This is a genomic window from Pseudaminobacter soli (ex Li et al. 2025), assembly GCF_029892515.1.
Taxonomy (GTDB): Bacteria; Pseudomonadota; Alphaproteobacteria; order Rhizobiales; family Rhizobiaceae; genus Pseudaminobacter; species Pseudaminobacter soli_A.
Window position 1 is genome coordinate 707,263 of record NZ_JARXVF010000002.1, and the last position, 18,858, is coordinate 726,120.

Annotated in this window: 13 protein-coding genes and 3 pseudogenes; 6 read left to right on the top strand and 10 right to left on the bottom strand. The window is 61.3% G+C overall.

From position 1 onward, the window contains the following. Positions 1-441: 441 nt before the first annotated feature. From M2281_RS14090 to M2281_RS14100, 3 genes are read left to right on the top strand one after another with little or no spacing between them, the layout of a single operon-like run. On the top strand, positions 442-1,338 hold the full coding sequence (locus M2281_RS14090) for an ABC transporter substrate-binding protein (protein WP_280821763.1): 897 nt from the start codon (positions 442-444) through the stop codon (positions 1,336-1,338). A gap of 44 nt (positions 1,339-1,382) precedes the next feature. After that, positions 1,383-2,351 (top strand): amino acid ABC transporter permease, encoded by a 969-nt coding sequence (locus tag M2281_RS14095; protein WP_280821764.1) that lies wholly within the window; start codon positions 1,383-1,385, stop codon positions 2,349-2,351. Continuing rightward, on the top strand, positions 2,348-3,133 hold the full coding sequence (locus M2281_RS14100) for an amino acid ABC transporter ATP-binding protein (protein WP_280821765.1): 786 nt from the start codon (positions 2,348-2,350) through the stop codon (positions 3,131-3,133). The genes M2281_RS14095 and M2281_RS14100 overlap by 4 nt, the downstream gene beginning before the upstream one ends. Positions 3,134-3,290: 157 nt before the next feature. Here the strand turns inward: M2281_RS14100 and M2281_RS14105 are convergent. After that, positions 3,291-3,476, bottom strand: a pseudogene (locus tag M2281_RS14105) (DUF4158 domain-containing protein); the annotation flags it as partial. A 266-nt stretch (positions 3,477-3,742) separates the two neighbouring features. On the opposite strand from M2281_RS14105, the pseudogene M2281_RS14110 reads away from it, so the two are divergent. Next, positions 3,743-4,111 (top strand): annotated as a pseudogene (locus M2281_RS14110) (IS6 family transposase); the annotation flags it as partial. Between the two features lie 17 nt (positions 4,112-4,128). Here the strand turns inward: M2281_RS14110 and M2281_RS29215 are convergent. The 4 genes and pseudogenes from M2281_RS29215 to M2281_RS14125 all read right to left on the bottom strand — a co-directional run. Further along, positions 4,129-4,399: pseudogene (locus M2281_RS29215) on the bottom strand (integrase); the annotation flags it as partial. Between the two features lie 148 nt (positions 4,400-4,547). Further along, positions 4,548-9,506: a beta strand repeat-containing protein gene (locus tag M2281_RS14115; protein WP_280821766.1), complete on the bottom strand. Its 4,959-nt coding sequence runs from the start codon at positions 9,504-9,506 to the stop codon at positions 4,548-4,550. Positions 9,507-9,527: 21 nt separating this feature from the next. Further along, entirely contained in the window at positions 9,528-11,249 is a 1,722-nt protein-coding gene (locus M2281_RS14120) for a ShlB/FhaC/HecB family hemolysin secretion/activation protein (protein WP_280821767.1), read from the bottom strand. Positions 11,250-11,417: 168 nt separating this feature from the next. Further along, on the bottom strand, positions 11,418-12,482 hold the full coding sequence (locus M2281_RS14125) for an AraC family transcriptional regulator (protein ID WP_280821768.1): 1,065 nt from the start codon (positions 12,480-12,482) through the stop codon (positions 11,418-11,420). A 412-nt stretch (positions 12,483-12,894) separates the two neighbouring features. Between M2281_RS14125 and M2281_RS14130 the strand changes: the two genes are divergently transcribed. Both M2281_RS14130 and M2281_RS14135 read left to right on the top strand, forming a co-directional pair. Continuing rightward, a complete protein-coding gene (locus M2281_RS14130) occupies positions 12,895-13,233 on the top strand; it encodes a 4a-hydroxytetrahydrobiopterin dehydratase (protein WP_280821769.1) in 339 nt (112 codons plus the stop codon). A 28-nt stretch (positions 13,234-13,261) separates the two neighbouring features. Then, positions 13,262-14,296, top strand: coding sequence for a ribonuclease Z (locus tag M2281_RS14135; RefSeq protein WP_280821770.1), 1,035 nt, complete (start codon positions 13,262-13,264; stop codon positions 14,294-14,296). On the opposite strand, the gene M2281_RS29220 is transcribed toward M2281_RS14135, so the two are convergent. Genes M2281_RS29220 through M2281_RS14155 form a run of 5 tightly spaced genes read right to left on the bottom strand, consistent with a single transcriptional unit; the run spans position 14,191 to position 18,856 of the window. Further along, positions 14,191-14,451 carry a group II intron maturase-specific domain-containing protein gene (locus M2281_RS29220; RefSeq protein WP_425537724.1) on the bottom strand — a complete coding sequence of 87 codons (261 nt, stop codon included), beginning with the start codon at positions 14,449-14,451 and terminating at the stop codon, positions 14,191-14,193. The genes M2281_RS14135 and M2281_RS29220 overlap by 106 nt on opposite strands. 39 nt (positions 14,452-14,490) lie before the next feature. Beyond that, positions 14,491-15,534: an ABC transporter ATP-binding protein gene (locus M2281_RS14140; protein WP_280821771.1), complete on the bottom strand. Its 1,044-nt coding sequence runs from the start codon at positions 15,532-15,534 to the stop codon at positions 14,491-14,493. After that, positions 15,534-17,048, bottom strand: coding sequence for an argininosuccinate lyase (gene argH, locus M2281_RS14145; protein ID WP_280821772.1), 1,515 nt, complete (start codon positions 17,046-17,048; stop codon positions 15,534-15,536). The genes M2281_RS14140 and argH overlap by 1 nt, the downstream gene beginning before the upstream one ends. 6 nt (positions 17,049-17,054) lie before the next feature. Then, positions 17,055-17,915 carry a carbohydrate ABC transporter permease gene (locus M2281_RS14150; RefSeq protein WP_280821773.1) on the bottom strand — a complete coding sequence of 287 codons (861 nt, stop codon included), beginning with the start codon at positions 17,913-17,915 and terminating at the stop codon, positions 17,055-17,057. Further along, positions 17,912-18,856, bottom strand: a complete 945-nt coding sequence (locus M2281_RS14155) for a carbohydrate ABC transporter permease (RefSeq protein ID WP_280821774.1) — start codon at positions 18,854-18,856, stop codon at positions 17,912-17,914. The genes M2281_RS14150 and M2281_RS14155 overlap by 4 nt, the downstream gene beginning before the upstream one ends. Positions 18,857-18,858: the final 2 nt, after the last annotated feature.

The following is an 18,858-nucleotide window of genomic DNA, read 5'->3' on the forward strand; positions in this document are numbered from 1 at the left end:
CAGGCCAGTCCTGCAGGGTCACTCATCCATTTCCCGACCCGTGGACAAAGCCTTCTTTAGATTACTCTGCATCCTTGCCGGGATCCGTGACAGTGCATTCGCGGCTCGTCCCGGAAAACTGCGCCAACTGGCATCTACCAAGCGCGAAAAGGGGAATCGCGCTTGACAAGAAAGGCGCCGTCAACTTGTATATGTAAGTATATATCTATTGCCATTGATTGGCGCCCGAGAATGGGCGCCTGGAGGAATCGATGCGAAAAGCTCGCGTCACCCCATCGCGCTCCTGCACTAGGCTTGAGCAAGCCGGATCGCAGGATCGAGGCCTGCCAAGCGTGCCGACGAGGGGCAACGTCGAGCGGGCCATTACCGGGCGAATGGACAACGCGTGCCTGTTTCGAGGTTTGTCAACGTCGCCATCGCGACAATAACGGGAGGGAAGACATGAGCATTGGACGTTTTCGTCGAGTTCGGCTCGCCTCGGGTGCCGCGGCCGTACTGTTGTTGGTGGGGCCGATGCTCGCGAGCATCGCCAATGCCGACACCGACATTTCCACCAAGATGGACCCGAAACTCAATGCGATGCTGCCGGCCAAGCTGAAGGAAACGGGCACGATCCGGGTCGCCAGCAATGTCGAATATCCGCCCTTCGAATATTACGACACCGACAACACCACGATCATCGGCCTCGACAAGGATTTGGCCGACGCGATCGGGCAGAAGCTCGGGGTCAAGCTTGAGTTCTCGAACATGAGCTTCGACGCCATCATTCCGGCGCTCGCTGCAAATCGCTACGACATGGCGATGTCGGCGATGACAGACACCGAGGATCGCCGAAAGAAGGTCGATTTCGTCGACTATTTCACCTCGGGCGGTGGCTTCCTTGTAAAACAGGGTAACCCAAAAAACATTCATGGCCTCGCAGACGTCTGCGGTATCACCGCGGCTATCGACAAGGGCACCACGGAAATCGAGGACGCGAAAAGGGCTTCCGAGGATTGCGTGAAGGCCGGCAAGAAGGAGGTCAACGCCAAAGTGCTTCCCGGCACCAGCAAGATCGTGCTGGCATTGAAGTCGGGCCGCGTCGACGTGGCGATGATAGACACCTCCGCTGGCGCCTATATCGCGCAGCAGCACAAGGGCGCGTTCGAAGTGCCGGGCACCTCCTATGCGCCGCGCCCCTACGGGTTGGTGCTGCCCAAGGACTCCGACCAACTGACCAAGGCGCTGCAGGCAACCGTGCAGGCGCTGATTGAAGAGGGCACCTACGGCAAGATTCTGGCGAAGTGGGGCCAGGAGGTCGGCGCCATCACGCAGGCCACGATCAACGAGGGCAAGTAAGGCGCTCACAGGCCACCCGGCCGCCAAAATCTCTGGAGTTCGCCATGTCCGTCAACGAGACCAGTTCCAAGGGAATGAGCGTCGATCCTACGATCGACCTGGTCATCAAGCCGGCCAGGCATCCATGGCGCTGGGTGGCCGTCGCCTTCGTCGCGCTCCTCGCGGCGACGACAGTGCACACACTCTTCACCAATCCGCGCTTCGAGTGGTCCGTGGTGGGCGAGTATTTCACTTCGGACACCATACTGCTGGGCGTGCAGCGCACACTCGAACTGACGGCCATCGCCATGGTGATGGGCGTCGCCCTCGGGGTGTTGCTCGCAGTAATGCGCCTGTCGCCCAATCCCATCCTATCGAGTTCGTCCTGGCTATTTGTTTGGTTCTTTCGCGGCTCGCCGCTGCTGGTGCAGCTGCTGCTGTGGTACAATCTTTCCGCGTTGTTTCCGAATATCGCGCTGGGAATTCCCTTTGTCGGTCCCGATTTCGTCGAGCTGGACGCCAATGCACTGATCACGCCTTATATAGCGGCAATCCTCGGCCTCGGCTTGAACGAGGCAGCCTACAGCGCGGAGATCATCCGCGCCGGTATCATCTCGATCGATCATGGTCAGACCGAAGCGGCGCAGTCCATTGGGATGTCCCGCGGGCGGCTGCTGCGGCGCGTGGTGCTGCCGCAGGCTATGCGCGTCATCATCCCCCCGCTCGGCAACGACACCATCAACATGCTCAAGATGTCAGCGCTAGTCAGCATCATCGCCGTGCCGGAGCTGCTGTTTGCCGCACAGACGATCTATACGCGCACGTTCGAAACCATCCCGCTTCTGATGGTCGCGGTCATCTGGTACCTGATCATCGTCTCGATACTGAGCGTCATCCAGTACTACATCGAGCGCCATTATGCCCGGGGCGGAAGCCGCAACCTTCCCCTCACGCCCCTGCAAGGCATCCGGATGTTCCTCGGCCTGACGTGGAGGCGCCCGCTCGACACCGACGAGAAAAGGAGCGCGTCATGAGCTTTCAACCGAGCTCTTCGGCCAAGGTGATGGTACAGGCAACGGGCGTGCGCAAATCGTTCGGTGCGCTGGAGGTTCTCAAGGGAATAGACCTGTCGCTTTCCTATGGCCAGGTCATGTGCCTGCTCGGGCAATCCGGCTCCGGCAAGAGCACGTTTCTGCGCTGCATCAACCACCTCGAGCGCATCGACTACGGTCGTATCAGGGTAGACGGCGAACTGATTGGCTACAAGGAACACAACGGCCATCTGCAGGAAATGCACGAGCATGAGATCGCCCGTCAGCGCATCAACATTGGCATGGTATTCCAGCACTTCAATCTGTTCCCGCATATGACCGCGCTGGAGAACGTCATCGAGGGGCCGATCGGCGTGAAGCGGGAGCCACGCGAGGAAGTGAAGGAGCGGGCGCATGCCATCCTGCGGCGCGTCGGCCTGGCCGAGAAGGTCAGCGCCTATCCGCGCCAGCTTTCAGGCGGCCAGCAGCAGCGCGTGGCAATCGCGCGGGCTCTGGCCATGCGGCCCAAACTAATCCTGTTCGACGAGCCAACAAGCGCCCTGGACCCTGAACTGGTCTCCGACGTACTGGACGTCATGCGCGACTTGGCCGAAAGTGGCATGACCATGATCGTGGTGACGCATGAAATCGGCTTCGCCCGCGAGGTCGCAGACCGCGTTGTTTTCATGGCCGGAGGCGAGGTTGTCGAAGAGGGAAAGCCGGCCGATGTGCTGGGTAATCCCTCGCATCCACAAACGCAGGCATTCCTCTCCAAGGTGCTCTAACTAACGCATCAGTGATGCCAGACTAAGTCAGCAAAGAGCAACTGCGGCCGGATGCCTGGCTTAGGCTGCCGTTCCGGCAGCGGCTTTCCAATGTGCAATCGCTCGAAGGCAATGTGGACGGACCTCAATGGCAGAGTATTTCGAGCAAGGCGGAACCAAGATCGTTTTGGCCTAAGAGCCGTCCCGTTTGCCGCATGACGCAGAGCTGAATTGCGAAGCCCAGTTTATTCTGGGACCGACGGCGGGGCTCACGTTCCAAACGATCTACAGGATCCAAGGTATTGTTGCGAATAAGGTTATCCTCGTCCGTCGCGCCTGGCGCAGGCTCTGCGCAGCGGGCAATTGCCGGCCATCAGGGGACAGGGCAACGCCTTCCCTCGAGCCCCCCGCTGACAGAGCAGTTCATCTTGACGATGAGCAGGATTCGCGATGGCTTCATTCGGCAAGTCAGGGTCTCTTCAGTCCTGAGTTGCGTGCCAGCCGAACACCCGGCCCGCCGCCATTTTCCGGAATGAACTCAATGCCAGCAGCTTCGAAGGGGATGTGCCGCAAACTTTCCGTCAAGGTGGTGCGAGGCATGAAGGTTCCGTCATTTGTGGAGTGCATTTCATGTTTTCCGGTCGGCATTTCGAGCGTTCCGTGATCCTGCTTTGCGTGCGGTGGTACCTTGCATACAATCTCAGCCTGCGGAATCTGGAAGAGATGATGGCCGAGCGAGGCATCCGCGTCGATCATTCCACGATCCACCGCTGGGTCGTTCGTTTCTCACCGCTTCTGCTTGAGGGCTTCAACCAGCGAAAGCGAGCGGTGACCGACAAATGGCATGTCGATGAAACGTACGTGAAGGTCAGTGGCAGGTGGATGTATCTCTACCGAGCCATCGACAGCGCAGGTGACACCCTCGAGTTCTTCTTCAGCAAACATCGCGATCTGGTTGACACCAAACGCTTTCTTCGAAGAGCACTGCGACGTCATGGCCTAGCGGGCGTAAAGGGCTACGCCGCTTTCGGTATCCTCCGCTCCTCTGCGAGGGGCAACGCATCTTCGATGCCCCTCGCAGAGGTATCGAACGGCGTTTTCAATCTTGGTGTGGCCGACCAGGATTTGCACTGCTCGAAGATTGCCAGTGGCTTTGTAGATGATCGAAACCTTGGTGCGCCGAAGCGCATCCATGCCGTAATCCTCAATCGAAGACCTAACGCTTCAATCCAATGCCCAGACCATCCGGGCATACTGCCTCTTGCTTATGTGGGCTGAATGATCGACCAAAGCAGACGTTCGGCAGAAGCGATGCCTGTCATCGTGGTCATTCTTGTGCCTCATGGGTTCCAGAAAAGCGGGCCGGAAGTGGCGCTAGCGCGATTATGCCTTAAACTCGGCAATCGATAACAGTGCTGGCGAGCCCAGAAAATATTCAGTCCTGGTCTTGCGCATCTAAAACTTCATTCAGGACCGAGGGGGAGTTGAGCAGAAGAGCTGTAGAACTGGCAAAACCGGTGACCTTCGTCCTTTCGATCTGGTCAGGGAATAGGGGCGTGAAGGAACCCAAGATGACGTCTGCCGAGGCGAAAGCCGCAGTATCAGCGAGCGTGTAATTTCCGGCATCCAAACCGCCGAGTGTGAGGCCGGTGATGCGGACTGGCTTGTCGTATCCCGGCATTGCGCTGTCGAAGGCAGCAAAGACGGAAGCAATGCCAAGCTGGTCGCCCGCGATCATCCCGTTGAAGCGTGCCCCGGAGTTGTTCAAGGTCGCTCCCGTCGTGCCATCGAAGATCTTGTCATTGGCGGTAATGCCGGTGATCGAGGAAATCACGGCTCTCGAGATATCCGCCGTAGCCGTCGCGGTTCCGGCGATGGTGTAGTTATCGCTATCCGCGCCATTGAGGGCGATGTCGCCAACCGCCACGGACTTGCCCGTTCCCGCATTCTTGTCGGTGAAGGTCGCGCTGCCCTGGGTGAACGAGACGCTGTCGCCGGAGATGATGCCAGACAAGGTCCCGGCATTTGTGATCGTGGCAGCCGCGGTGCCGTCATACGTCTTGTTGCCGGCAGTGAAGCCGGAGAGCGTCAGCGTGGCCTTCGCGATGTCGGCGGTGGTGGCAGCCGTCGTGTCGGCCAGCGCGTAGTTGCCCGCATCGGAACCGTCGAGCGTCAGACCGCTGACGTCGACTGTCTTACCGGTGCCGGCATTCTTGTCGGCAAAGGCGCCCATGGCATTCGCAACCGTCAGGCTGTCGCCGGCGATCATGCCGGAAAAACCCGCAGCCGACGTGTCGAGCACGACGGCGGTCGTGCCGTCATAGGTCTTGTTCCCAGCTGTGATACCTGTGATCGCGGAGATCGTCGCCTTTGTGATGTCGGCGGTGGTTGCCGCCGTCGTGTCGGCGAGCGCGTAATTTCCGGCGTCTGCGCCACCAAGTGACAGGCCGGCTATGTTGATCGTCTTCCCTAAGCCCGCGTTCTTGTCGGAGAAAGCGCCAGTTGCCCTCGCAACCTCGAGATTGTCACCAGCGACCATACCTGTGAAACCGACACCCGACATATCGAGCGTTGCAGCGATAGTGCCGTCATAGGTCTTGTCCGCGGCCGTGATACCGGTGATCGCGGAGATTACCGCCTTGGCGATATCGGCCGTGGTCGCGGCTGTCGTGTCGGCAAGGGTGTAGTTGCCTGCGTCCACGCCGCCGAGTGACAGACCGTTGATGTTGACCGCCTTCCCCGAGCCTGCATTCTTGTCGGCAAAGGTGCCGGTAGCGCTGGCCACCATGAGGTCGTCGCCGGAAATTATGCCCGAAAAACCTGCATCCGACGCATCGAGTGTGGCAACCGTCGTACCGTCATAGGTCCTGTTCGCGGCGGTGATGCCGGTAATTGAACTGATGACCGCCTTGGTTATGTCTGCGGTGGTCGTGCCGGTTGCGGCGATGGTGTAGTTGCCCATGTCGACGCCGGTGAGCGCGATGCCGCCGAGCGTCACGGTCTTGCCCGCTCCGGCATTCTTGTCCGAAAAGGAAGCGCTGCCATAGGTGAAAGATACGTTCTCGCCGGAAACAACTCCTGAAAGCGTCCCGGCATTGGTAATGGTCGCGGTCGTGTTGCCGTCATAGATCTTGTTGGCGACCGTGAAGCCGGAGATTGAGAGTGCGGCCTTGGCGATGGTGGCGGTCGTCGTGGCCGTCGTCGAAGCGAGCGCATAGTTGAGTGCATCCACGCCGCCGAGCGTCAGGCCGCTGATGCCGACCGTCTTGCCAGTGCCAGCATTCTTGTCACCGAAGGTGCCGGTGCCGGTAGCAACCGCCAGGCTGTCTCCAGCGATCATGCCCGAAAACCCTGCGCCCGATGTATCGAGCGTGGCGCCAGCCGTGCCGTCATAAGTCTTATTGGCCGCGGTAATGCCGGTGATCGCAGAGATCACCGCCTTGCCGATATCGACCGTGTTCGAGCCGCCGACGAGCGTGTAGTTCGAGGCGAGACCGGTACCGTTGCCGAGCGCCAGCGTGTCGAGCGAAACCGCCTTGCCGGTCCCAGCGTTCTTGTCCGCCATAGAGCCGGTGCCGGACAGCGTCAGCGTCTCGCCGTTGGAGAGATTGGTGAGACTGAAGATCGAAGAATCGAGACCGGTGGATCCGTTATAGGTGCGGCTGCCGGCGATGCTCACCACACGCTTCGCTATTGTGAGGCCGCCGGTGCCGTAGTCGACATAGTAATCGCCCGCCGAACCGGTGGAATAGGTCAGCGACAGGACGCTCGGCGCGGACCAGGCATAGGTTCCGGCATTCGCCGAGGCGTTGATCGCACTGCCCCAGCTGAGCGAAACATTGCCCGCTGCCACCCCGTCCAAAGCGACGCCGCCCAGCGACGGATTTCCGTCGCCATAGACCCGCGAGAGGTTGCCCGACAGGCGAACATAGTAGTCATAGAGCGGCGCGCTCGCCAGCGATCTTAGCAGCGGCGCGCCGCCCGCCTTGGACGTGCCCCACACTGAAGAAAAATCCCAGCCGGCATCGATGAAGTTGAAGGGATTGTTCATCTGCGCCGTGGTTAGCCCCGTCGCCGAGCATGTACCGCTATTTGCGCCACAGGCGGCACTCTGGCCGGTTGTTTCACTGCCATAGAAGCTGGCCGTGATCCCGCTGGAGCTGCCGTTGTATCCTGCAAGGCCGCCGCCAGCGCCGCTCGTCACGCGGCCCGAGGCATAGGAGTTGCTGATCGTGCTGAATTCGTTTCGCCCAACCAGTCCGCCAGCGTAGCCGCTGCCATTCACAGTGCCCGTAGCATAGGAATTGCTGACTCCACCGCCGTCTCTGTTCCACCCAACCAGCCCGCCGGTGGCATCGCCGCCTGTCACCGAGCTCGCAGCATAGGAACTGGCAATCGTTCCGCCACTGTTCCAACCGACGAGGCCGCCGACGCTGTCGCCGCCGCTCACAGCTCCAGTGGCAGAGGAGTTGCTGATCGCAGTGGCGGTGCTCCAGCCGACAAGGCCGCCAATGTTATCACTGGTACCGATCGTCCATCCGGAGGCATAGGCGTCGTTGATGGTGCTGTTTTGGCTTTTTCCCACCAGTCCGCCGATATAATAGTTGCCGCTCACCGTACCGGCTGCATAGGCATGGTCGATCGTAGTGAGATAGCTGAGCCCCACCAGCCCGCCGACATAGATTTGTCCGCTCACGGTTCCGGTCGAGTAGGAATTGGTGATCGTGCTGTTTTGGACATATCCTACCAGGCCACCGACATGATCGCTGCCGTTCATGGTGTTGCGGACAAGGCCGACATTGCGGAACGTCGCGCCGTTCGCGTAGCCAAACAGGCCGACGAGGGAATTCCGCTTGACGGTGAGATCGGTGATGACATGGCCGAGGCCGTCGAAGATACCGGTGAAGAAGCCGGTATTGGATGAGCCTATGGGCACGAAGCCGGCGCCGGAGTTCCAGTTGGCAGTGTCGCTGGCATCGATGTTGCTGCCCAGCACATAGTTGCCGCCAAGCCCGTTGTTCATGTTCTGCAGCGCGTTGACGTCGGTGATGATTGTGTAGTTCTTTACCGTCCCGTCCGAGCCCAGCTTGGTCGAGAAAGTGCCGCTGGAGGCAAGATTGATGGGCGCATTGACGGTGTAGGTGGCGGTGTTTCCGGCCGCGACCGCGCCCAGCCCATATTGCAAGGACAATCCGGCGGCCCCGGAGGCATATATGGCGCTGTTGATGACAATGTTGCGGTAGGCATTCAACGTCAGCGTATTGGCCGCCCATGTCACGCTGTCGTTGACGAAGATATCGCCATTGCCCGCTTTGGAACCGCTTGCGCTCTGGATAGTGACGTTGGTGCTGCCAAGCATGCCGGATAGCGTTGCCGCTGAGATGTCGCCGCCCGAAGCCGCAATCGTGTAGTCATTGGGATCGATCAGCCAGGTGCCGGTCGTTCCGCCGGTTGCCTTCGTGGTGATCTGAGCGCTGTCAGCGATCTTCACCTTGCTGGCCGAGGTCTCGATGAAACCGCCATCGCCGCCATTCGGCGCCGAGGCATCGAGCCTGCCGGAGACTTTGACCTCGCCATTGTCCATGCCTCCGAGAAGCAGGATGCGGCCCTTCTTCTTGGCGATGGTCTTCGCCTCGATAGTGCCGGAATTGTTGACGACGCCCTTCTTGGCTGCCGACGCACCCTTGGCCGTCAGGATCGCCACGCCGCCATCGGCCTTGATCAGACCCTTGTTCTCGACCAGCGCCTCCACGGTAGAGCCCTTGACTTCGACCGAGAGAAGGCCGTCGCCGGTGAAATCGAGCAAGACATCGGTGCCGGCGGCGAGCCCGGCAGAGCCGGTGATGGTCCCCTCGTTGCTGACTTTCGGTGCGATCAGCGCTACCACATTGCCGGTGATGGCACCCTGGTTGACGATGCTTCCGCCCGAGCCGGTGAAACGGTAATTGCCTGCCAGAAAATCCCCGTCGCTGATGCCAAGCGTCGAACCGACGAAGCCGCCGGCCTGCACGCTCGCATCCTTGCCGACCACAATGCCATTCGGATTGACGAGGAAGACCTGGCCGTTGGCCGTGAGCGAGCCGAGGATCTGCGACGGATCCTGCCCAACCACGCGATTGAGCGCGACGGAAGAGGCACCCGGCTGGTTGAATGTGACGCTGTTCCCCGCCCCGATGGAGAAACTCTGCCAGTTGGCGATCATCCTGTCCGTGGACTGGTTAATCGTCATGGCGTTGCCATTCGTGGTGATGGTGCCCGAGCCCGAAACGATCTGGCCGCCGGTGGGCAACACGCTTTGCGCCAGCACCGGGCTCGACAGCATGGTGGCTGAAGCCAGCGCAGTTGCGAGGCTGCGCCGATTGCTCAACCAGAAATGCCTGTAGACCCTGTTCATCCGAACCCTCCCTCAGGATTCCTAGAAACTGATCGAGCCCTGCAGCCAGAACTGCTGGCTGCGGGCGGTTCCGTCCGCATTATTGCCTGTGATGATCGATCGGCCGAGATTGCCGCCCAGCGCATGCGCCCAGGAGACTGAGAAGCTCACATTCTCACGGGTCCAGCTGGCAGAGAGGCCTGCGCTGGCTAGCGCGAAGTCGTTGCAGTCACAGGCGTTGAGCGGCAAGACGCCGTTCGGGTCCTTGTTCACCCAAATACGGCCGGCATCGAGGAATGTAGCGAGTTGCAGTTGCCCCCAGTCGGGTCGCACCGGCGCGTCGTATCGAAGCTCGACCGTTCCTATGAATCCAGAGTCGCCGCGCCCCTCGCCCACCGGCCAGCCACGCACGCCATAGGGGCCGCCAAGCGCGAATTCCTCGGAGGAATCGAGGTTCTTGCTCGCCCATTGACCATAGATGCGTCCAAACAGCGAGAAATCGCCCGGCAATTTCTGTAGTCGCGCCACTTGCAGGTTCAGCCGGTTGAACGAGCCTTGCGTATTCAATCCGGCCCGGTCGGCCTCGGCCGCGCTGTCCACCCGCGACAGATCCAGATCGCCATAAGTCCAGCCCAGCGACCAGCTTGTCAGCCCGCCGCCAAGAAGAAGATCGCGCGCATCGCCATTGATTGCGAATGTGCCGGAGAGCGAGCGCTTGTCCTGGAGTCGCCCGACGATGCTCTCGTCAACTAACGCCTTCCAGTTCAACTCGCTGGAGAGCCATAGGTTGAGATTGCGCGAGCGGATCAGGCTGTAATCAAGCCCCGTGCCGGCATATCGGGCGTTGCCTTTGAGCCCCAGGAGCGCGCCGAAAGCGTCGATGTTGCGGTAATCGAGATAGGCATAATCGGCATTGAATGTGAAGTCGCTGGCACCCAGTGGCATGCTGAACGCGGCCTGCCCGAATTTCTGCCCTTCGGAAAAGGTGCCGGTCAGCTGCGTCAGGTCGCCGTAGCCACTGAGGTCGGTGACGTTGACTGACGCGTTGCCCTGCGCCTTGCCGGTCGAATGGTCACCGAAGTTGTTACCCCACAGCGTAGCGGAGAGGATCGGCGTCTGCTCCACGCCGACCACCAGCTTGCTGGAATGCGGTGTGCTGCCCGGCATCAGCCTGGCGCGCGCCGTCACGCCTGGCAGGTCGTTCATCCGCAGCAGCGCCGCCTCGAGATCCTTTTCCTCGACATTGTCGGTGCGAATACGGGCCTGGGCGATCCGCTCCAGAAGCGCTTCACGAATGCGAACGCCGCTTTGGCGCTTGAACTCGATATCCTCCAACGCGCCTTCGACGATCTGGACGGTGACGACGCCCTCGGTGATGTCCTGCGGCGGCAGTATGGCGTAGCCTAGCAAGCGGCCGGACTTCTGGATGGCGATCGTTACCTCGTCGGCGATCGCCTTGATGCCAGCGATGCCGAGACGCCTTCCCCTCGCCTCGGTGGCGATGCGGGCGCCCTCCGTCTCGGGCAATATTTCGACCTTGCCGGCGAAGCGCAGGTCTTTCAGGATAATCGTCTCGCCCTTTTCCGGACCGACGATCCGAGGTTCGGCTGGCTGCGCCGCTTCGGCTTCAGGCAGGCGCTCGAACCGCTGCAATTCCTCGCGCCTTTGCTGCTCCCGCAACAGAGAGCCGGCATCCTGAGCCAGGGCCGGGACAGCCCCGCCGCCAAGAAGCAACCCGACAAAAATCACCCGCTGCAAAGCCAATGCCAATCACCGCAAAGATGCCTTTCTCCTGTCCAGTGCGAGCAAGGGACGAGGAAATCAACATCCGTGAATGGTCGGCGCCGAGAAGAAGCCCGGCGAGCAAATATTGCTCGAAAACGTATCCTTATGCGCAAGCGAGCATGTCGCTGGACCGGGCCAAGTCGACTTTCAGATCGACGCGAGGGCACTTCTTGGTTGTCTGATCCACTCGTGCCACGAGAAATGGGACCCATCCTGGACCAGAGGCTTCTTTGCCAGCGCAAATGCACGAACCTGCCGCGGACTCATCCCATGGACCCGCTCAAAGGCGCGGCTAAAGTTGGGTCTGTGGGCGAAGCCAAACCTCTCTGCGATGTCGCCAATCGTTCGGTTACGCTCTGCCGGATCGGCCAGCACTTGCCGCGCCAGATGAAGGCGCTGTGTTTGGATATGGGCTGAGATCCCACCCCTTTCCTCAAACAGATAGGATAGCTTGCGCCGGGAAATGCCGAAACGAGCAGCAAGTGTCGCCGGCGAAAGGTCGCGATCCAGAATGTTCAAATGCACATGACGGCAAATGGCGTCGACCAGACATGTCTCGACACCGGACATAGCTTCCTCCGCGACCGTGCCATTGATGGCTGCAGCCGTCAGATCGAGCGTGGGTCGTATCAGAGCCGCCGCATTGGCCGTGCTCATGCCGGGTGCGAGGCGGAACAGGGACCACAGGTGATCGTGCAGCAGTTCCGTCAGAATATTGCCGTCACCACGCAAGACACGCGAACCCGTTGCGTCAGGATCCTTTATCAACGGCGCAAGCATCGAACGCGGAACGATAAGAGATAGGGCTTCGACATCCGAAATCGCTGTCCGCATCACGGCACTCAGATCGTGAAACAGCAGATCCTGGGAGCCCAACTTGTAGTCCAGATCGCGCTTGCGACAGAAAACGTTGCCTCGCGCGAAGAACCGCAGGACATAGTGATCAACGCCATCCTGAGCGATTCGAAACCGGGAGCGGTCAAAGGTCTGTGCCATCGAACGCGAGACACACAGAACCATGTTGCCGAGTAAAAAGGCTTCGACGTGGGCCTCGAAGCCATCGGCGAGATCGCGCGACAGTCGAATGTCTCCCAGGGAGCCCATCTGTTCGTGCCACAGAGCGAAAGCCTGTCGAGCCGGCATACCGGTGGTATCGAGCAGGGAGTGCGGAATCATACCCGGCTCCTGCGTTTGCTTCGGCACGTGCGCCATATATCCCCCACCTTGAGAAGAGGACTTTTATTGTCCTGTTCCTCGAACGAACTCTATCGTCATTGTTATCAAACAAGCGTGCAATGTCACGTTGTCCGTCGCGTGCCGAAGTTAGGCAGCCGCCGTAGAATTCAGGCGAGTGAGCCAGTCACCGCCCTCCATCGTGCCAAGGCGTCGAGGCAGTGAAGGTCGTCCCTTGAAGAGATGGCTTCGCTACACATCTTAGATGACATGCGCAAGCATACGAAACAGAAGCCCGATGCCGAACCGGGGCCACGGAGGACAGCCGCCAAAGGGTCGGCGCCGGTCGGCAACAGGCATCTTGCCGAGCAGCGGCGCAAGTTCCTCCGTACCCACTATACGAACAAATTCCCGAGCCGGTGAGATTGCCGGGAGGCGAAGGGAGGACGGGATGGCTGAAAGTCTAGCTCAAAAGGTTTGCACCCCGTGCCGGGGCGGCACTATACCGCTGACGCAGGAGGAGGCGGCGGTCTACCTATCCCAGACGCCGGGATGGGAGTTGCAGGACGACGGGCGCTGGCTGCGCCGCAAGTTCAAGTTCGCCGATTTCCGGGAAGCGCTGGGCTTCATCGACAAGGTTGGCCGACTTGCTGAGGAACAAGGCCACCATCCCGACCTCTGTTTCGGCTGGGGTTACGCCACCGTCTCGCTACAGACCCACAAGATCAAGGGGCTGCACGAGAACGATTTCATCATGGCAGGCAAGATTAGCGCGCTGGCTGGCCTGTGACCAGCCGCAGCGGTCCTGGATCTGGGGCATGGCCGACCTCATTCAGCCGAAACTCGTAAACGAGCCGTTCTCCGATCCTGTCCTGTTTCTCGATTTCCGCTACCGACGCCGCGCGCTTTTGTTCGACCTGGGATACCTGACGCCGCTTTCCGGCCGCGAGATCGTGCGGGTGAGCCATGTTTTCGTCTCGCACATGCACATGGATCATTTCGTGGGCTTTGATCGATTGCTTCGGTCGCAGCTTTACCAGCCAACCAGTCTCTATTTGACCGGCCCACCGGGGCTCGGAGATGCGGTCGAAGCCAAGCTCAGGGCATATACCTGGAACCTGCTCGGCACACATTCGGCTGATCTGGTGATTTCCGTCGCCGACTGGGCCCCGGCCGGGTTTGTGCGATGCAGTCTTTTCATGGCTCGGGCGGGCTTTGCGCGCGAGGAGAGCGAACCGCCGCGGCTGCCATCTGGCGTGCTTCTCGAGGATGACGAGTTTCGTGTCGAAGGGGCGATGTTGGATCACGGAATCCCCAGCCTTGCGTTCGCGTTGCAGGAGAAAATCAGGGTCGATGCGCGCAAATCGCGGCTCGACCAGCTCGGCCTGCGCATTGGGCCCTGGCTGACCGAGGCCAAGCGATCTGTGCGGCGCGGCGATGCGCCTGACACCAAAATTGCGGCCGGCCGTCGAGAGATATCGCTGGCTGAGCTGCTGGCCACCCAGGCACTGACGACCGGTCCCGGGCAGCGGATCGCTTATGCGACCGACCTGATTTACAGCCCGGAGAACGTGGCCCGCGTCGTCGCGCTGGCGCGGGGTGCCAGGCAGTTCTTCATCGAGGCCGGCTACCTCGACGAGGATCGAGCGCTGGCCGCTTCGAGGCGCCATTTGACCGCCGCACAGGCCGGACGTATCGCCCGTGCGGCAGGCGTGGTCCGTGCCGTGCCGATGCATTTTTCCTCCCGTTATCTGAAGCGAGAGGATGAGCTCAGGCGCGAATTCGAAGCAAACTTTGATGGCGGCTCGAAGGCCGGGCATCCCGCAAGGACGCGCAACGGCCCCAGCTCTTGAGTCCGAAGGTCGAGATGCATCAATGCCCGAGAAAGGGCCGATTTGTGATACCAGCCATAGTAGTTGATCCACCCGCAAATAATCGGCCTGAACATCTTGGCCAGATCGTTAATGCGCTTGTACAATCGCGTCGTTGCTGGCGGAGGGATGAGCAAGGATGGCGCGACCGGTCCGGTCGCGCCTAGGGCCTGCGATCACTGCCGGCCGAGCGCCCTCTCGGTCTTTCCGTCGAAGAGATAGAGGCTGCCGGGCGCGGCGCGGCAGGCAAGGCTGGAGCCGGTGGCCGGGATAAGCTTGGCCGGCGCGGTTGCGATGACCTGCGCCCCGGCGATGTCGAGATGCACCAGCGTCTCCGGTCCGAGCGGCTCGACGGCCGTCACCGTGCCTTCGAGATGCAGCCCGCCATCCACCTTGTCGGAGCCGGTCTGCGCGATGAGGTCGTGCGGACGAGCGCCGATCAGGATGTCGCCATCGGCAGCGGGCGCGACACCATCGCCGTTCCTGCGGCCCTTGAGCAGGTTCATCGACGGGCTGCCGATAAAGCGCGCCGTGAAGACATCCACCGGGCTTTCATAAAGCTCGGTCGGCGTGCCGACCTGCAAGATATTGCCGTCGCGCATCACCACGATGCGATCGGCCATGGTCATGGCCTCGACCTGATCGTGGGTGACGTAAACTGTCGTGGTCTTCAGCCGCTGGTGCAGGCGCTTGATTTCGATACGCATCTGCGCGCGCAGTTGCGCGTCGAGGTTGGAAAGCGGCTCGTCGAACAGGAAGGCTGAGGGGTTGCGCACCATGGCGCGACCGATCGCGACGCGCTGGCGCTGGCCGCCGGAGAGCGCTGCCGGCCGACGCTCCAGATAGGCTTCCAGGCCGAGGATGCGCGCCACCTCGTCGATGCGCGCATTCTTCTCCGCCTTGGAGAGCTTCGACGTGAAAAGACCGAAGCCGATGTTCTGGCGCACCGTCATATGTGGGTAGATCGCATAATTCTGGAACACCATGGCGATGTTGCGCTGCTTGGGCTCGCGCTCGTTCACCACGTCGCCGCCGATCTTCAGCGCGCCGCCGGAAATATCCTCCAGACCCGCGATCATGCGCAGTGTGGTGGATTTTCCGCAGCCGGACGGCCCGACGAAGACGACGAATTCGCCATCGGCGATCGAGAGGTTGATGCCGCGCACCGCCTCGACCTTGCCGTAGCGTTTGACCAGCTTTTCAAGTTCGATGGTTGCCATCAGGACACCTCTGCCAGGGCCTTGAATTTCTCGGTGAGTTCACGCGCGGCCGCCGCCTCGCGCGCGGCGTTGCCTTCCGCAGCCTTGTCGAAGGAAGCCGCCTTGTCACGATAGGCGGCAAGCGCCTCGGCCATCGGCGCGGGGGCGGGCCCGCCGAAGCGGTCGCGCACGGCGACGAAATGGGCTGGCGAAACGATCTCCTCGAAGGTGTCGCGGCCGAAGGAAGGCTCGCAGCCTGTCGACTGCCGGAACGCGGCGAGGAAAGGCTCGTAGCCGTCTCTTTCCAGCCCGCCGCCCGCGGCGACCACGGCCTTGGCGACGGTCGCCGCGATCTCGTGCGCCTGGCGGAAGGAAAGCCCCTCGAGCCGCACCAGCGAATCCGCAAGCTCGGTGATGGTGATGCAGGAACGACGGATATTCTCCGCCACCCGGGCCGGGTCGATGCGGATCGCGGCGACGAAAGCCGCCAGAAGGTCGAGCACGCGGCCTGCCGCGACGAAGGCCTCGTAGCCCATCGCCTGGGTCTCGCCCTCGCTGTCGTTCATATCGGTGAAGGGCGTGTTGTGCATCACGCCAAGCACGGTGCGGGCGCGGCCCATGGTCTGGCTGGCCAGCAGGCGCATATGCTCGATGGGCACCGGATTGCGCTTCTGGGGCATGATCGAGGAGATCTGCACGAAGGCGTTTGGCACGTAGATCTGGCCGACTTCGAAGGCGGTCCAGAACTGGAAGTCCTGGATGAGACGGCCCAGGTGCACGAACATCAGCTCGATGGCCGAATAGGCCGAGGTGACGTAGTCGACCGCCGCGATGCAGCTATAGGAATTGCGCAGCGGCGCGGCGAAACCGAGCAGATGCGCCACGCGCTGGCGGTCGATCGGGAAGCCCGACGTGGTGATGGCGGCCGCGCCCATGGGCGACAGGTTCACGATCTCGCGCGCCTCGGCGAAGCGCTCGATGTCGCGGATCAGCACCTCGATGGCAGCGGAAAGATAGTGGCCGAACGTGGTGGGCTGCGCCGGCTGGCCGTGCGTATAGGCCACCACCAGCGTGTCCTTCTCGCGCTCGGCAGCGTCGATCAAGGTGGCGAGCAGATGCCGCGCCTTGACCATCAGCACGTCGATACGATGCTTCAGGCCGAGCTTGAACAGCGTGTGGTCGATGTCATTGCGCGAGCGCGCCGTATGCAGGCGGCCGGCGACATCCGGCCCGAGACGGGCCTTCAGCTCCTTCTCGATGAGGAAGAAATAATCCTCGACCTCGCCGGTGTAAACCAGCGTCGAGGGATCGACCTCGCGATCGATGGCTTCGAGCGCGGAGGCGATTGCCCCAGCCTGCTTAGGGTCGAGAATGCAGGTTTCGACCAGCATCACCAGATGCGCGCGGTCGATGCTGCGGAAGCCCTCGACATGATGGCTTTTGGCGCCATCGAACAGCGGCCGCAGCACTGTTTCCTTGTAAACGGGATCGGGAAATACGCTATTGTCGGCGAGCCTTGGGTTTGGTTCTGACATTTCCGGTTAGCCTTTGAGGCCCGCCAGCATGACGCCGCGGACGATGTAGCGCTGGAGGACGATGAAGACGATAAGCGTCGGCAGGGTGGCGATGGCCGCGCCCGTCATGATCATCTCCCACTGGATGGACTGCTCCACGGCGAAGCTCGAGAGACCGACCGGTAGGGTGTAGAGTTCGCGGCTGGTGGTGACGATGAGCGGCCAGAAAAAGGCGGTCCAGTTGCCGAGGAAGGTGAAGATGGCAAGAGCCGAGAGCGCCGGGGTAACCAGCGGCAGCGCCACCTTCCACCAGATCTGGAATTCGTTTAGGCCGTCGACACGCGCGGCTTCGAGGAAGTCGTTGGGCACGCCCTCGAAGAACTGCTTCATCAGAAAGGTGCCGAAGGCCGTCATCATGCCGGGGAACATGATGCCCCAGTAGCTGTCCAGCCAGCCGAGCTTGCTCGACATGAGATACCACGGGATGACGAGCATCTCGGTGGGGATCATCAGCGTCGAGAGAATAGCGAGGAAGATGAAGTAGCGACCGCGGAACTCGAACTTTGCGAGCGTGTAGCCAACGAGGCTGTCGAAAAACACGTTGGACGCCGTGACGGCGACCGCCACGATCATCGAATTGAGGAACCAGCGTACGAAGCGCCCGTCGGCAAGGATGGCGATGTAGTTGTTGAGCGTTGGCGCGGCCGGGATGAGGCGCAGATCGTAGACCTGGCCGGCCGTCTTTAGCGACGTGGAGAACATGAAGGCCAGCGGCGTGACCATGACGAGGCCACCGATGAACAGAAGCGTCCACGCCAGGATGCGGCCGGGCCGGATATTGGCGTGCGAGAGCGCCGGGCCGCCGGATGTCTGCGTCACGGCGCTCATTTCTTTTCCCTCAATATCCAAAGCTGCAGCAACGACACCACGAGCAGGATGGTGAACAGCACTACCGTCTGCGCCGCCGCGTAGCCCATCGCGTAGGAGGAGAAGGCGGTCTGATAGATCATCAGCACTAGCGGCTTGGTCGAGCCCAGCGGCCCGCCGGGGTCGTTGGTGGTCATGTTGTAGACCTGGTCGAAGATGCGCAGGAACCCGATGGAGGAGAACACCACCAGAAACACCGTGGTGGGCTTCAACAGCGGCAGCGTGATCTTGCGCAGGATCGCCCATTCACCGAGGCCGTCAATGCGCGCGGCCTCGTAGAAGGTGTTGGGGATTGCCCTGAGCCCCGCCATGAAGATGATGATCTGGAAGCCGAGCCCGGCCCAGATGGCGGTGACCATGATGGACGGCAGCGCCTGATCCACCGAGCGGATGAAGGGCTGCTGCGGGATGCCGAGCGTGCCCAGCACGTTGTTGATCACGCCGATCGGCGCGGGCTGGTAGAACCAGCGCCACACCCAGGCCATAGCGGCGGCCGTGGTGAGATAGGGAAGGAAATAGAGCCCGCGGATCAGCCCGTGCAGGAACCGCACGCGATCGAGATGATACGCGATGACGAAGGAGAGCAGCAGGCTGATCGGCGTGCCGACGACGAGATAGGCGAAGGTGTTCTTGAACACCTTCCAGAACTGCGGATCGGCGAACAGCTTCTTGTAGTTGGCAAAGCCGATGAACCTCGGTGGCTTGAGAAGGTCCCAGTTGGTGAGCGACAGCCAGAAGGCCTCGATCGTCGGATAGAAGCGGATCACCGAATAGAACAGGATCGGCAGGGCGAGGAAGCTCCACACCCACACCAGCCGCTTCGTCCGCATGGAGCGGCGGTCCCAGAAGGAACCGCCGGGGCGGCTCGCGGCCACCTGCCCTTCAGCCGTCGTCGCCGACATCG